Source organism: Sphingorhabdus sp., assembly GCF_046292425.1.
Taxonomy (GTDB): Bacteria; Pseudomonadota; Alphaproteobacteria; order Sphingomonadales; family Sphingomonadaceae; genus Sphingorhabdus_B.
The window spans coordinates 1-15324 of sequence record NZ_JBKBQV010000028.1 but is presented as its reverse complement, the minus strand read 5'-3'; the positions used below and the strand labels follow the sequence as shown (position 1 = coordinate 15324).

14 protein-coding genes are annotated in these 15324 nt (G+C 54.8%); 4 read left to right on the top strand and 10 right to left on the bottom strand.

Annotation, left to right across the window (positions count from 1 at the left end; genetic code table 11):
- Positions 1-218: 218 nt before the first annotated feature.
- From ACK4S7_RS07550 to ACK4S7_RS07535, 4 genes are all read right to left on the bottom strand, one after another.
- Positions 219-2948 carry a TonB-dependent receptor gene (locus ACK4S7_RS07550; RefSeq protein WP_409645582.1) on the bottom strand — a complete coding sequence of 910 codons (2730 nt, stop codon included), beginning with the start codon at positions 2946-2948 and terminating at the stop codon, positions 219-221.
- 198 nt (positions 2949-3146) lie between these two features.
- Positions 3147-4163 (bottom strand): NADP-dependent oxidoreductase, encoded by a 1017-nt coding sequence (locus ACK4S7_RS07545; protein WP_409645580.1) that lies wholly within the window; start codon positions 4161-4163, stop codon positions 3147-3149.
- Positions 4163-5866: an amidohydrolase gene (locus ACK4S7_RS07540; RefSeq protein WP_409645612.1), complete on the bottom strand. Its 1704-nt coding sequence runs from the start codon at positions 5864-5866 to the stop codon at positions 4163-4165. Before ACK4S7_RS07540 ends, ACK4S7_RS07545 begins: the two co-directional genes overlap by 1 nt.
- A 128-nt stretch (positions 5867-5994) precedes the next feature.
- The gene (locus ACK4S7_RS07535) at positions 5995-6864 is read right to left on the bottom strand and encodes an NAD(P)-dependent oxidoreductase (protein ID WP_409645578.1); all 870 of its coding nucleotides are present in this window, start codon (positions 6862-6864) and stop codon (positions 5995-5997) included.
- Positions 6865-6921: 57 nt separating this feature from the next.
- Between ACK4S7_RS07535 and ACK4S7_RS07530 the strand changes: the two genes are divergently transcribed.
- Complete coding sequence (locus ACK4S7_RS07530; RefSeq protein ID WP_409645577.1) at positions 6922-8142, top strand: threonine ammonia-lyase; 1221 nt, start codon at positions 6922-6924, stop codon at positions 8140-8142.
- A 105-nt stretch (positions 8143-8247) separates the two neighbouring features.
- The gene (locus tag ACK4S7_RS07525; protein ID WP_409645575.1) at positions 8248-8997 is read left to right on the top strand and encodes an arginyltransferase; all 750 of its coding nucleotides are present in this window, start codon (positions 8248-8250) and stop codon (positions 8995-8997) included.
- A 51-nt stretch (positions 8998-9048) separates the two neighbouring features.
- Here ACK4S7_RS07525 and ACK4S7_RS07520 read toward each other — a convergent pair whose 3' ends face one another.
- From ACK4S7_RS07520 to ACK4S7_RS07500, 5 genes are all read right to left on the bottom strand, one after another.
- Positions 9049-9462: a hypothetical protein gene (locus ACK4S7_RS07520; RefSeq protein WP_409645573.1), complete on the bottom strand. Its 414-nt coding sequence runs from the start codon at positions 9460-9462 to the stop codon at positions 9049-9051.
- Positions 9463-9609: 147 nt separating this feature from the next.
- The gene (locus ACK4S7_RS07515) at positions 9610-10092 is read right to left on the bottom strand and encodes a GAF domain-containing protein (protein WP_409645571.1); all 483 of its coding nucleotides are present in this window, start codon (positions 10090-10092) and stop codon (positions 9610-9612) included.
- Between the two features lie 10 nt (positions 10093-10102).
- Positions 10103-10507, bottom strand: a complete 405-nt coding sequence (gene arfB, locus ACK4S7_RS07510; RefSeq protein WP_409645568.1) for an alternative ribosome rescue aminoacyl-tRNA hydrolase ArfB — start codon at positions 10505-10507, stop codon at positions 10103-10105.
- Positions 10508-10546: 39 nt separating this feature from the next.
- Positions 10547-11146: an NAD(P)H:quinone oxidoreductase gene (wrbA, locus tag ACK4S7_RS07505; protein ID WP_409645566.1), complete on the bottom strand. Its 600-nt coding sequence runs from the start codon at positions 11144-11146 to the stop codon at positions 10547-10549.
- A gap of 50 nt (positions 11147-11196) precedes the next feature.
- Positions 11197-11910 carry a pirin family protein gene (locus ACK4S7_RS07500; protein WP_409645564.1) on the bottom strand — a complete coding sequence of 238 codons (714 nt, stop codon included), beginning with the start codon at positions 11908-11910 and terminating at the stop codon, positions 11197-11199.
- A 94-nt stretch (positions 11911-12004) separates the two neighbouring features.
- Between ACK4S7_RS07500 and ACK4S7_RS07495 the strand changes: the two genes are divergently transcribed.
- Positions 12005-12898 carry a LysR family transcriptional regulator gene (locus ACK4S7_RS07495; RefSeq protein ID WP_409645562.1) on the top strand — a complete coding sequence of 298 codons (894 nt, stop codon included), beginning with the start codon at positions 12005-12007 and terminating at the stop codon, positions 12896-12898.
- A gap of 326 nt (positions 12899-13224) precedes the next feature.
- Positions 13225-13926, top strand: coding sequence for a response regulator transcription factor CtrA (gene ctrA, locus ACK4S7_RS07490; protein ID WP_409645561.1), 702 nt, complete (start codon positions 13225-13227; stop codon positions 13924-13926).
- A 73-nt stretch (positions 13927-13999) separates the two neighbouring features.
- Here ctrA and ACK4S7_RS07485 read toward each other — a convergent pair.
- Positions 14000-15324, bottom strand: a 1325-nt coding sequence (locus ACK4S7_RS07485) for a M20/M25/M40 family metallo-hydrolase (protein WP_409645559.1), incomplete at its 5' end; no start/stop codon positions are given.

The following is a 15324-nucleotide window of genomic DNA, read 5'->3' as shown; positions in this document are numbered from 1 at the left end:
CCAGAGCCGCAATGCTGAACTCCTAGACTGTTTTCTCCAGTTTAAAATAACCTGTGCTCATCGTCCTGAACTTGGTTCGGGATGATGCGTGAATGTCGCCTGTTATCCTGAAAAAAACACAGGACGACGGGGGTTTTTGATGACGATCTCCTCAATAACCTGGGCAAAAAAAGGGCCCGCATCGCTGCAGGCCCATTTCCTTGTAACTGGCTAAGTTCCTAGAACTTGCCGCGTAGGGTTATACCATAAGTCCGAGGTTCGGCTAGGAACTGCGAGAAGATCTGACGTCCACCTGGATATTGCGGATCGACAAACGGTGCAGCCGTTGCCCCTGCCTGAAATGGCGAGTTGAACGCGACCTGAGCATAGTCCTGATTAAAGATGTTCTGGCCCCAAAGCTCAATGCCCCAGGATTCATCAGGTCCGCGAAGACCGATACGCGCGTTGAACACTGCGAAACCATCCTGCTCCTTCTGTGGGAACAGGTCAGAACCGGTGTTGTAGTCGCTGGTCATACGGCCATCGATGTAAACGAGACCGCTCATGCCGCTGCTGCCGATATCGGGCGTCCATGTGACGCTTGATGTGGCCACCAGTTCCGGTGCGTTGGAAAGGTTGTCGCCTGGCAATTTGCGCAGTGCGGCATCCAGCGGCGCTCCGTTCTTGGTCCCGATCAGGTCATCCCGATAGGTGGTTTTGGCATAGGTCAGGCCAGCCGCCATGCGGAAGTTGCGTGCAGGAACCAGCGAGGCTTCAAGCTCGACGCCCTGGGTGCGAACACCGTAAGTGATGTCGCCCGCAGCGCAGCTGCCCGTCGCATTGCTAAGGTCAGTATCCGCGTTTGATCCGCCAACCAGGTTGTCACAACCATTGACGTTCTGAACGAGGAAGACCGTGCCGTTGAACGTATTCAACTGGAAGCTGCTGAAGTCCGAACGGAATGCAGAAACGCTTAGTCCAAATGGACCGTTGGAATATTTTGCACCCAGTTCGTAGCTGTCCACCAGTTCGGGATCGAACTGCAGATTGCGGACCAATGCCTGAGCGCCACCGACCGAAGCAAAGGTCGGGACGGGTGATTTGAGCGCAGAGCGATCAAGGTTGAAACCGCCTGCTTTATAACCACGTGCGAAGCTGCCATAAACCAGAAGGTCATCAACTGGCTTCCATGAAAGAATGGCGGTTCCGGTGATCTGGTCTTCCTTGCGGCTGTCACGGATCGAAACGCCGTTGAGCTCGGCGGTCGAGTTACCCTGACAGGAAAGGCCAATAATGCCGCCTGCGGTTGCAGCCAATGGCGTAGTCAGCAATGAAGCCAGTGCAGCTTGGTTTGCCGTACAAATGGTGTTGTCGTTACCAAAGGTCGCGTTGAACTTTTTCTTGTCCTTCGTATAACGGAGGCCAAGCGTCAGATCCACCGTATCGGTTATGTGTACGATATTGTGCGTGAACACCGCCCAGTTGGTTCCATTTTGGAAATAACGATCGTTGGTGGTGCCGACGTTGTTCATCGTGTCTAGGCGATCAAGTGCCGACAGAACAAGCGGCCCTGCAGCCCCGAGAGCGCCAGATACGGTCGGCCGCAATGCTGGTGTAATGCAGCTTTGCGCAGCAGGATTATAAGCAAACGCCAATGCGCCGCCCGATATGATGCGGCAGTTTGCAAAGCGGCCATATTGATTGCCGAAGCGCAGATTGTCGCGAACGGTCAGCTTTTCATTAGCAAAGAAGCCACCGACCAACCAATCGAACCGGCCGTCAAACGCTTCGCCCTGAAGACGCAGTTCCTGTGTGAAGGTGTGGAACTGACGATAGGCGTCGTCGCTTGGCGCACGATAGAGAATGTCCACTTCGCCATAATCGGTGTCTGACGCCTGGCCCGAACGATATTGCCGGTAAGCGGTAATCGAGGTCAAAGTCGCGCCGCCAAAGTCATAATCGACCTGGCCGGAGAAACCATAATCCTTCGTTTCGCCTGAAAATTCGCGGTTCCGGCTAACGGACACATTGCGACCGAAGCCTTGATTGAAAGCTGCTAGTGGCTGGCCGAGATCCCGCAATACGTTGATGATGTTATTGCCAGTTGTTGACGATAATGGCGTGGCAGGATTGTTCAGATTGCCAATGAATTGGTTGACCGTCTGGTCAACATAAGTTGCCGCACAGCATTCTTCTTGGCGGAATGTATAGTCAGCGATCAGGCGCACCGACAGCGCGTCCGTGGGTTCAAACAGTAACTGGCCCCGCAGGAAATAACGGTCGCGGTTGTTGATGTCGCGGCCATTCTGGTCATCGCGATAGAAACCGTCACGCTTTACGTAAACGCCATCGACGCGGAACGCCAGCTGCTCCGAAATCGGACCAGTGAAGCTGGTGGCGGCACGCATGAAGTCATAATTTCCGTAGGTAAGCTCGCCGCTGCCACCAAAGGTGAAGCTTGGCTTTTTCGAATAGATGCTGATGAGACCAGCCGATGAGTTACGACCGCCCAACGTGCCTTGCGGCCCGCGCTGCACTTCTACGCGATCAATCTCGCCGAGTTCGTTCAGGCCAATCCCCGAACGTGAACGGTAAACGCCATCAATGAAAACAGGAACCGAGCTTTCGAGGCCCGGGTTATCACCAACGGTACCAATACCGCGAATACGGGCGGAGCCGTTTGCTTCCGAACCGGTGGACGACACCAGCAAGGACGGAGCAACCTGGTTAAGTTGGCGAATGTCATTCGCGCCGCTGTTTTGCAGTGTTTCGGCGTTAACAGCCGAAATGGCTACGGGCACGTCGGAAAGTAGCTGGCTACGGCCCTGTGCGGTAACGACGATTTCGTCGTTGGAGGTATCTTCGGCTTGAGGCGCTTCTTGCGCGAAAACCAGGCTTGGGACTGAAAGCGCGAGGCAAGCCGCCGACAGTTTCAAGGCATGGCTAAAGGATTTGTCACGTCGTAACATAGTCTCTCTCCTATTTGATATTTTTTTACAATCTAACGGATGCGCATAGGAATGTCATCGCCGTTAAGTGCTGAATCCTTGAAATTTTATATGTGCGTCAATTGTGCAACAATAGATCGAACGACGTTACGGAAAGCTTGCTTCGATTGATAATGTCGCCGGTCTTTGGCCCCATATTGCTGCGCAGCATTTTCTAGCTTAAAGCTTGACCAACATTTTTCCGGTGTTCTCGCCACTGAATAGTCCGATAAATGCCTCAGGTGTTTTCTCAAGCCCGTCCTTAACCGTTTCGCGCCCCTTGACGGCGCCAGACTTAATCAGTGCTGCCATGTCGGCGTTGAATTCTGGCACCTGCGCATAGAAATCAGGATATAGGAAACCCTTGATCATAATCCGTTTGCCAATGATCATGGGAAGATACTGCATCGGTTGCGCTTTGAAGTCGTTGTAGACATCAATCATGCCGCAAATTGCAAAGCGCGCCCATTCCTTGGAAGTGGCCAAGGCGGCGTCGAAATGTTCGCCGCCCACATTGTCGAAATACACATCAATACCATTCTCGCCCATGCCCTTCAGCGCGGCCATCAACTGCGGCAACACCTTGCCTGATTTGTAGTCAATCACGGCGTCGGCTCCGAGATCCCTTACCCAGGCACATTTGTCCGCGCCACCGGCCGAGCCAATGACTTTCATACCCTTGGCCTTGGCAATTTGCGTCACGGTGGAACCAACAGCACCCGCGGCTGCGGAAACGAAGATCACTTCGCCCGGTTTTGCTTCAGCGACTTTAAGCAAGCCGAACCATGCGGTCCCACCTGGCATACCGATAATGCTTAGCCAATGTTGGTCTGGCACGCCCAAGTCTGGCAGCTTTGCCGGGGGCATTCCGGCCGGCGGGGTCTTGCCACCGCCAAAAACCGCCGTGTCGCGCCAACCAGCCATGTGCAGAACCTTCGTGCCAACGGGAAATTCGGCGTTGTTGCTTTCGGTGACTGTCCCAACTGCACCGCCTGTCATAGGTTCACCAAGTACGAACGGATCAGCGTAGCTTTTTGCGTCGTTCATCCGACCGCGCATATATGGGTCGACTGATAACCAGCTGTTCGTCACGCGGAACTCGTCGGCGCCCAACGGAGCGTCAGGATGGTCAACCATCGCAAAATTGCTATCGTTCGGAAGCCCTGCCGGGCGGCTAGCCAATGTCCATGCGCGCATTATCTTGTCTCTCCATTTGCTTTATTGTCCGCAGCATTTGCTGCAGCATTTTTATATACGGGCCGTCCTCCGACCCATGTTTCCTTGACCACTGCATTACGCAGTTCCCGAGGGCTTGCAAGCATCGGGTCGACATCAATCAATATAAAGTCCGCATAATGCCCAGGGGTCAACGAACCAAATTTGCCCTCTGCAAAAGCAGCATATGCTGCGCCAGTGGTGAAGCCTGCCAGCGCCTGCTCACGCGACACACGTTCTTCTGGCCGCCATCCGCCAAAGGGTTGCCCTTCAGCGTCCTCCCTGGTCATTGCAGCAGCGAGACCGGCAAACGGGTCAGCGGATTCCACCGGAACGTCGGACCCAAAAGCTAGCTTTCCGCCCGCTCGCGCGATCGACTGCCATGCGTAAGCACCCTTTAGCCGGTCCTGACCAAGCCGCGCCTCGGCCATAAGCCGGTCGGATGTCTGGTGCACCGGCTGCATCGACGAAATTATGCCATGCTTGCCAAGCTTTTGCAGGTCCGCCGGGTCAACGACCTGGACATGTTCAATTCGCCAGCGTTGATCACCCTTGTAGGTTTCGGACAGTTCCTCGATTGCGCTGATAACCTCCGCATTGGCGGCATCACCGATTGCGTGAATGGCGGTCTGGAATCCGTCCATGGAAGCCCTAACCATCAGGTTGCGAATCTCTGCGCTGGCGAGAAATTGAAGGCCTGTTTGGCCCGGTGCGTCGGAATAAGGTTTTTTCAGCCAAGCGCCACGGCTGCCCAAGGCACCATCCAGGTACAGCTTTACCCCGCCAAGACGAAGCTTGTCATTATACAGCCATGGGCTTGGCCGTGGCCCGGCGATCGCGATCATATTGTCGATGCCGCCAGCATAAGCGAAGATACGCACCGTCAGCCAACCAGCATCGCCTGCACGGCGGTAACTTTGCCAGTCGTCCATGGACGTACCCATGTCAGCTATTGCGGTAATGCCTAGGCTGTGAAGTTTTTTCTGCGCCTCACCTAAGGCAACATCGCGTTCGAGTGGCTTGGGTATTGGCACGAATTTGTCGACCAGGCTTGATGCCGCGTCGACGAAGATGCCGCTTGGCTTTCCGGCGACGAGTTCTATGCGCCCGCCGGGTGGCGATTTTGATGCAGCATTTACGCCAGCTATTTCCATGGCGCGGCTATTGGCCCAGCCTGCATGGCCGTCGACTCGCTCAAGCCAGACCGGACGATCGCTGACCGCTGCGTCCAGATCTTGTGCAGTCGGGAAGCGGCCAAGGCCCCATTTTTCCTGGTTCCATCCGCGCCCGATTATCCAGCGGCGTTCCGGATATTTTGCTGCATACGCCTTTATGGCGGCTTGGGCTTCGGCAAGGCTGTTGGTGGCAGAAAGGTCTAGTGTAAGCAGTTGAAAGCCAAGACCCATGACATGGCCATGGGCATCAATGAGGCCTGGCAGCAACGTGGCGCCGCGCCCGTCCAAACGGAAATCGAGCTGCTTGGGCAGCTTCTCCTTTTTGGTCAGGAGTTCACTTACCTTGCCGTCGCTGCCGACCAGCATCGCGTTAAAGCGGATGACCTTACCGTCCTTGTCGAGCGTGATGCCATTTACGTTCTCGACCAAGCCATCGGCAAAAGCGGGGGTGGCGGTAGTGGCAAGCAGGACGAGGACAAGAATTTTCTTCACCCCTTTTGCTCCTTTCATATTCCAGCCGTTATTGGTGTCGAGCGTAGTCGAGACACCATTGAGCAACGCAGGACGGATGGGTGTGTCCACAGCGTTCGGCACGAGCGGCATAGGGAAAGCGATTCCGGACGGGCACTTTGTTTGTATCATCCTTTGGGTAGCCTTTTAATTATCGAACTGGTATCCAAACGGCCCCCGCCCATGTGCTGCACGTCTGCGTAAAACTGGTCAATGATTGCGGTAATGGGTAATGTCGCCCCGACCGCGCGGGCTTCTTCGAAAGCGAGCCCGAGGTCCTTGCGCATCCAATCAACTGCAAAGCCGAAATCGAATTTGTCTTCCGCCATGGTTGCCCATCGGTTGTCCATTTGCCAGCTTTGCGCGGCGCCACCGGAAATGGCTTCGTAAACCTTTTCAACATCGAGTTCGGCTGACTGCGCGAAGCGCATGGCCTCGGACAGCGATTGAATAATGCCAGCAAACGCGATCTGGTTGCACATTTTGGTTATCTGCCCCGTGCCAGGTCCACCCACATGCACAACCCGTTTGGAATATGCGGCGATAATTGGGCGCGCGGCCTCGACCGAGACTTCGGTACCGCCGCACATGATGGACAGCGTTCCGTTTTCCGCTCCGGCCTGCCCGCCAGTCACTGGTGCATCGACCACTAACAACCCGCGCGATTTGGCTTCAACCCCAAGCTGCCGCGCTATCCGGGCAGATACGGTGGTGTGATCAATATACAAGCTGCCCTTCGCCATCGCCGAAAAGGCGCCGTTGCGCCCAAGCGTCACGCCAGCCAGATCGTCATCTGTTCCAACACAGCTGATTACGACCTCGGCATCTTTGGCTGCTTCGGCAGGCGACGTCGCAAGCGTACCGCCATAAGCCTCAACCCAGTTTTCCGCTTTGGCGCGCGAACGGTTGTAGACCGTCAGATCGTGCCCCGCTTGTGTGAGATGCCGTGCCATCGGGCCGCCCATGACGCCCAATCCGATAAAAGCTATTCTGGTCATGGCCCAGCCTTAATGTTTGTTTTCACTTAACACCAGATGCGTTAGGGGCCATTTTATATGTCTGACCTCCTGACCTTGGACCATGTCCGCGCCGCCCATGCCCGTATCCGCGATTCCATCGTGGCCACGCCGACCTTGCACAGCCAAACGCTATCAAAGCTGACCGGCGCGAACATTTATCTTAAATTCGAAAACTTGCAGTTTACTGCGGCTTACAAGGAACGCGGCGCTTTAAACGCGATCCTTTTGCTGTCGGATGAACAGCGCAACAAAGGCGTTATCGCGGCATCGGCAGGCAACCACGCACAGGGGCTCAGCTATCATGGCACACGTCTGGGCATTCCCGTGACCATCGTAATGCCAGTGCCTACGCCAACCGTAAAAGTAATGCAGACCGAAAGCGTGGGTGGCAAGGTTGTCTTGTTTGGCGAGACCTTTGACGATGCATATAAGCATGCCCGGCAGCTTGAGGCCGAGCAGGGTCTTACTTTTGTGCATCCATTTGACGATCCAAATGTGGCCGCCGGGCAGGGGACGGTTGCGCTTGAAATGCTTGAGAGCATTCCCTCGCTTGATATGCTCGTTGTACCTATTGGTGGCGGTGGCTTGCTGTCTGGCATGGGGACTGCTGCGCGCGCATTGAATCCCGGCATTGGCCTTATCGGCGTACAGGCAGAGCTTTACCCCTCCATGTATGCGTTGCTTAACAATCTGCAGATGCCCTGCGAGGGCGACACGCTTGCAGAGGGCATTGCGGTTAAGGTGCCCGGTGCCTTCACGAGCGAAGTCATCCGCGAATTGGTGGACGAGATCGTCCTGGTTAGCGAAGCTGAACTGGAAACCGCCGTTAGTTTGTTGCTTCAAATTGAGAAAACTGTGGTCGAAGGCGCCGGCGCGGCTGGTCTGGCTGCTGTTATGGCCAACCCGGAGATCTTCGCTGGCAAAAATGTCGGCATCGTGCTGTGCGGCGGTAATATCGACACGCGGCTGCTCGCCAATGTCCTTTTGCGCGACCTTGCACGGTCTGGACGCCTCGCGCGTCTGCGTCTGACGTTACAGGACCGTCCCGGCGCCTTGTACAAGGTCATGCGCCTGTTCAACGAGCATAATGTCAACATCATCGAAATATACCATCAGCGCATCTTTACGACGCTGCCCGCAAAGGGATTGATTACCGACATTGAATGTGAAGCCCGTGACGCCGAGCAGTTACAGGGGCTTGTCGACGGCCTGAACGTTGCCGGGTACAAGGTCGAGCGCGTCGAACTCAATAAATAATCAGGCATCGCAAGAAAGATGGTAAATTCGCTTTTCAGCGTCGGGCGAGGTGTGCATAAAAGGTAAATAATATGTTAATGGCCACGGCGGCCAAGCGGAGAGAATATGAGCGCACCAGTCCGTTTCCCGCGATTTTTTGTTACCAGCCCTGGCCCATGCCCTTATTTGCCGGGCAAAACAGAACGCAAGGTCTTTACCGAACTTAATGGCAATCATGCCGACGAGCTTAATGAGGCGCTTGGCCGCATTGGCTTTCGGCGAAGCCAGAATGTTGCCTATCGGCCTAGCTGTCTGGATTGCAAGGCATGCGTTTCTGTACGCGTGCGGACAGACGAATTCCGCCCAAATGCCACGCAGCGCCGGATATTGCGGCGCAACGCTGACCTCGTCGTCAGTGCATGCCGCCCTTGGTCTACTACCGAACAATATGATCTGCTGCGCCGTTATCTTGCTTCGCGCCATCCCGACGGTGGCATGGCGAATATGGATGACATGGATTATGCAGACATGGTCGAACAATCGCCAGTGCGCAGCCATGTAATTGAATATCGCACGCCCACCCGGTTCGGTCGGCTTGGGGAATTGGTCGGTGCATGCCTGACCGATCAGCAAAGCGACGGCGTGTCGATGATCTATAGTTTTTACAACCCGGACATTGAGGGTCGTACTGGCCTCGGCAATTTCATTATCATGGATCATATCCTGCGTGCAAAAGCGGCAGGGCTTCCTTATGTCTATTTGGGTTATTGGGTAAGCGGTGCGGCACGCATGCAGTATAAGACGCGCTATCGTCCGCTTGAGCGACTTGGCCCCGACGGCTGGGAACTGTTCGATCCGGACGCTGATATGCAATAAGCAACTATATTAAGCCAAACCCAGAATTGCGGTTTCGCAAGTCCCATCAGGTTATCGGCACGCGCAACGGGGTTTTAGTTTCCATTTCCGCATAGCCTTTTTGCGGATGGGGAGCCGCAGGGTTTCGTAGTAAAACTCTTCCGTCACGACGGTCGTTGTGGTTGTGACTGGCATGATTGTTACCAAGGTAACAACTGGCACATTCCCCGATACGACATATGTATGCTGTTTCCCAAAGCTGCTGTCTGGCCGCGACCTGTCCGGCGCGTCTACCGGTTCATGCCTGTGCTCGTTCCAGAAATAGGCGGTGGAATCGAACAGCAGACTTGGCCCGTATCGTGTGCCCGAATAATCCTGCGTCCGGTCGTTGGGATCAGTACGGCTTTCACCGTGCTTGGCGATGGAGGGCGCGCTGATGATCAGCAGCCCAAGTGCTGCTACGCACAAGCGAAATGGTCTATCCATGAAAAACTGCTCCCCCCGGTGTTCTGACACATAAAAGGTCAGGATTTGATGGTTAACAAATGGCTACCATCAAAATGCAGGGCTGGCTACAGAGCGATAGAAAAACTTCTTTTCAAACAGATACTTGTTTCAAAATAATGCATCTCTTCATATGCGGGTAGCAATCGTTTCGGCCAGCAACTCGATGCCTCTCGCATCCTGGGTATCGAAACGGTTCAGCGACGGGCTATCAAGATCGATGACGGCTATAACGATCCCACCGCGTTTCACTGGTACCACCAGTTCGGACGCGCTGACGGCGTCGCAGGCGATATGACCGGGGAAGGCATGCACGTCGGCAATCAGCTGCGTTTCACCAGTTTGTGCCGCTGTCCCGCACACGCCCCTGCCAAACGGGATCCGGATGCAGGCTGCCTTGCCCTGAAAAGGGCCGAGGACAAGCTCACCCTGGACCACGCGGTAAAAACCCGTCCAGTTTACGTCCGGCAGAAACTCCCAAAGGAGCGCCGCGACATTCGCCATATTGGCAACAGCGTCCGGCTCGCCACTGGTCAACGCGTCGGCCGACCGGACCAGTTCTGCATATAGTTCGGATTTGGGTGCTGCGCTGTCAATTTCAAAAGAGTACATGTTTTTTGCCCTAACAGTCGAAGCTGACCTTGCCACGGTTTTTCTTGACCGTTGACCGGCCCTTTTTTGCATCAACCCGCCTGGCCTTTGCTGCCTTGCTAGGTTTTGTAGCAACACGGCGGGGTTGGCGGACATGTGCCCGGTCAATAAGTTCAGCGACGCGCGCACGGGCGTCCTGCCTGTTCGCCTCGCGCGTGCGATGGCTACGTGCGGTGACAATCAATTCACCAGACAGCGTCATCTTGCTTCCGGCAAGCAACTTTAACTGTCGGAATGCGTAAGGTTGCAGGCCAAGCGCATAGACATCGACCCGCAATTGGCATGCAGTAGCAACCTTGTTGACGTTTTGTCCGCCAGGCCCGGTTGAGGCCAGGAATGTTTCTTCAAGATATTCTTCGGGAAGGTCAAAGGCCATAGCGATGGCTGTAACAGCCATCGCTACATTATGCCAATATCAGGCAGTTAGTTTTGCCGCAGTTTCTGCAACCCGCTTGCCGAGATAGCGCGCGCCATCCAGTTCGGTTTCGCTTGGCTGTCGGCTGCCGTCGCCGTTGGCGATTGTCGTGGCGCCATAAGGGGCGCCGCCTGTAACCTCGTCATTGCGCATTTGCCCGGAAAAGCCATAATCCAGTCCGACGATCGTCATACCGAAATGCAGCAGATTGGTGATGATGGAGAACAATGTCGTTTCCTGCCCGCCATGCTGCGATGCCGTGGAGGTAAATGCAGCACCCACCTTGCCGGTGAGCTCGCCGCGCATCCATACACCGCCTGCCTGATCCCAGAAGCTGGCCATCTGGCTCGACATACGGCCAAAACGCGTTCCCGTGCCAACGACAATGGCGTCATATTCCTTCAACTCGTCAATGGTCGCCACTTCGGCGTCCTGATCCAGTTTGAAATGCGCAGCTTGAGCGACCTCAAGCGGCGCGGTTTCCGGCACACGTCGAATAGTAACGTCAGCGCCTGCGGTGCGTGCGCCTTGTGCAATGGCTTCGGCCATCGTTTCGATATGGCCGTAGCTGGAGTAATAAAGAATAAGCACTTTTGCCATGTGGGGGTCCTTTAAAATGGGAGAGTGTCAGGGATGATGCCGGGGGCAAGTTAGCGGGAGTCGACCAGGACGACTTCTGCGTCCTCAATTGCTGTTATGTTGATCACACCTGAGCTTATGGCCACGCCGTCGCGGGCATTTGCCCGTTGGCCGTCAATATCAACTGCGCCAGTTGCAGGCACTAGATATGCGTGGCGGTTTGCGCCGACGACATGGCTGAGGCTTTCGCCAGCTTTGATGGTCGCACCAAACACCCGAGCGTCGGTTCGTATCGGCAGGGCATCATTATCCTCGGCAAAGCCGCTGGCCAATATTTGCCAAGCGCCGGACCGGCTATCCTTGGGAAAGGGTTTTGCGCCCCAGCTTGGTGCGCCGCCGGTTCTGTTGGGCATGATCCAAATCTGGAACAATGTGGTGGGCTCGTTTTCGAGATTATATTCCGCATGTCGAATACCAGTGCCGGCGCTCATCACCTGAACATCCCCTGCTGCTGTCCGGCCTTCATTGCCTAGGCTATCCTTGTGGGTAATGGCGCCAGTGCGGACATAAGTGATAATTTCCATGTCGGCATGTGGATGTGGCGGGAAGCCTGATTGCGGCGCAATGAGGTCATCATTCCAGACCCTAATTGCACCCCAGCTCATCCGAGTTGGGTCATTGTAGCCGCCGAAGGAAAAATGGTGATGTGCGTCGAGCCAGCCATGGTTCGCAGCCCCGAGCGTTTCAAAGGGCCGGATTTCAAATTTCGACAGGGCATCGGTCATGTGGGCACTCCATCAGCGGTGTGTTTCAATGCGGCCAAAATATAGAAGGATATTAGGATTGAAATAGAAACATTAGAAACATATTGTTTCCAAAATGAAGCTACCTGATTTTGAGGCGTGGAGCATATTTGCGTGTGTCGTCGAGCATAAGAGCTTCACGGGCGCTGCGCAGGCGCTTGGCCGTTCAAAGGCGACTATATCCAAAGCAGTCATGCGGCTGGAGAATCAGGTGGGTGCACCGCTTTTCCATCGGACATCTCGTCGGCTGTCTTTGACCGAGAGTGGCAACAAGCTGGTCGAACACGCAAGATCAATCCTGTCGGAAGGACAAGCCGCCGAGGAAGCCGCGCGCGGCGAGGCGTCCGAACCTGTTGGCCTCGTTCGTCTCGCTGTGCCGATGAGTTTCGGTCTAAAACAAGTCGGTCCAGTAATCGCAGATTTCTTATGTGCCAATCGGGGCATCAGCGTTGACATGCACCTGAGCGATGCAAAGGTGGATTTGATTGGGGACGGCTTTGACATCGGCCTGCGCATTGCTGCGCTTCCTGACAGTAGTTTGCGTGTACGCAAATTGCGGGACGTAAAAACCTATATAGTTGCCGCACCGGTATATCTGGAACGGATGGGCACGCCAAGGCATCCTGCCGAACTTGTGAAGCATGAGTGCCTGCAATATTCCTTGTTAACCGCCCCCGACCATTGGCGGTTCACAAACGAAGCGGGTGAAGATGTTTCGGCCCGCCCGCGTGGCCGATTGCGAGCGAACAATAGCGACGCGATGTTGCACAGCCTTCGGTCTGGTCTTGGTATTGCGGTTGTACCGGATTTCATTGTCAGTGAAGATTTGGCCACAGGTGCCGTAATAGAGATACTGAACGATTGGCAACCGCCCGTCGTCGCCTTGCATCTGGTCACGCCGCCCGGCACAATCCGGCCGCAAAGGGTAACGACGTTAATAGATTATCTTGTTGCCCAGTTTGGGCGGTAAGAATTATTAACCATGCGGTTCAGATTCGTTAACCGAATTAATTTTCCTAATTTTTTGCTCACGATCACGATTTTTTTTCAAAAATGATGCTAACTATCCAAAATGTCATCACAAAAATAAAAAATTTCACGTTACAAAAATGGCCGGAAACCCGCAGAAATGAGTCATTTTTTAATAACCCAGACGTCACAATTCACCGCAATCCCGACATTAACACCAAATTAACCATTTCGGTTTATTCCCATTCTGGTTAATAAAGTTCGAAGCACTGCTGGTTAGCACATGGTCGCTTCGGGGGTGCAAGGGTTTTAAAAAGGGGTTGCCCAATGCGAGTGCTTTTGATTGAAGACGAACCGACCACTGCGAAGGCCATCGAAATGATGCTCGCGACCGAAGGTTTTAATGTCTATACGACGGACCTTGGTGAGGAGGGCCTCGATCTGGGCAAGCTCTATGATTATGACATCATTTTGCTCGACCTGAACCTGCCCGACATGCACGGTTATGACGTATTGAAAAAATTGCGTGTCGCCAAGGTGCAGACGCCAGTTCTTATTCTTTCCGGAATTAACGAGATGGACTCAAAGGTCCGTTCGTTCGGCTTTGGTGCAGATGACTATGTGACCAAGCCATTCCATCGCGAAGAACTGGTTGCGCGTATCCATGCTGTTGTGCGTCGTTCAAAGGGCCATTCGCAGTCGGTTATTCGCACCGGCAAATTGTCAGTGAACCTGGATGCAAAGACCGTTGAAGTCGACGGCAGCCGCGTTCACCTCACAGGCAAAGAATATGCCATGCTTGAGTTGTTGAGCCTGCGTAAAGGCACGACTTTGACCAAGGAAATGTTTCTCAACCACCTTTACGGCGGCATGGACGAGCCTGAGTTGAAGATTATCGACGTCTTTATCTGCAAACTGCGCAAGAAGCTGGCGCTGGCCTGCGGTGGAGAAAACTATATTGAGACCGTTTGGGGCCGTGGCTATGTGCTGCGCGATCTCGACGATATGGAGCAGCCGCTCGTCGCCTGACGCAGCCGGCAGAGTTACCGAGGGGGCCTTGATGGGCGGAGTCAGAAACGACGACGCCCATCTTTTTGAGGCATTACCGTCGGGGCGGCAGCCCCGCGAAGGTGACTAGACTCTCCCCGCCATTATTGCCAACTGCGCTAACGCCCACAAAATGGTCGTCGACAATTAGACCCTCAAGCACAGTATCGGTTCCTTCCACGTCGCGGACAAATACCCAATCCTGCGCGTCTGCGCGGCGCTGATACACGCGGTAGCGTTGTGCTCCCGGTACCGCATCCCACTTCACTGTGGTGTTCGAGGTCACCGCTCCGCCCAATGTCGCGGAACCAGGCGCAGGCGGCGCATTGGCCAAAGCCGTTGCCGTGAGCACATTCAGCATCGTTACCTTGGCCAGATAGTCAAAATCCATCTTGTCGACCGTGTCGCCATATTCGATGCCATCCTCGATGCGTAGATCCTGATGCTGGTGGTGATAATTTTCCACACCCACCGTGTAGCGGATTGCAGGGAAACCAAGCTCAAGCGCTGGTAAATGGTCGCCACCGCGCGCGAAGCGGTCTGGCCGCCGTACACCAAAGACATCAAGCTTCACTTCGGGACTTGCCTTTGCTGCGACTTTGTCAGCGTAACGCATCAGCGAGCGGCTTGGGCCATCATCCTCGCCCCCGCTGTTGCGGCGTGCCATTTGTCCGGCCAAATCTTCAGATGCGCGGATGCCTTCGCTGAATACGCGCACGACATTGTCAACCTTGCGTCCGTCGGTGCCAAGCGTGCCGCCGACGATGTCATTGTTCAACATTGCGCTGACTTTCCAGCCGCGTTCTTTGGCCGTCTCCGCGAGCAACCGGCCACCCATAAGTCCCTGTTCTTCCCCGGATAGGAGCGCGAAAACTATTGTTGCCTCATGTTGGGGCTGCTGCGACATGAGACGCGCTGCCTCGATCGCTAACGCGCTACCTGACCCGTCATCATTGGCTCCAGGTGCGTCCTTGGTAAAGTCCATAACGTCGGAAACCCGGCTATCAATATGCCCCGCAATAATGATGACATGATCCCAGCCCATCTTTCCGGGCTTAATGGCGAGGACGTCCACGATATTGACGCCATTGGGAATGCGCGGGCCGGACATGTTACGTTCCAGTAGTTGTGTCTCGAGGCAACCTTTGCAGGCCTTCGCAATTTTATCGAACTCGCTTTGCGCCCAGCGCCTTGCTGCGCCAATGCCACGTTTAGGGTCAGTCGCCGACGACAAAGTGTGGCGCGTGCCAAAGCTGACGAGCTTTTCAACGTCGGCCTTCAAACGTTCGGGCTTTGCTTTAGCTTGGGTGATGGTTTGCGCGGATATTGGAGCAGCAACGCCAATTGCGATTATGCTGGCAAATAAGATCAGTTTTTTCA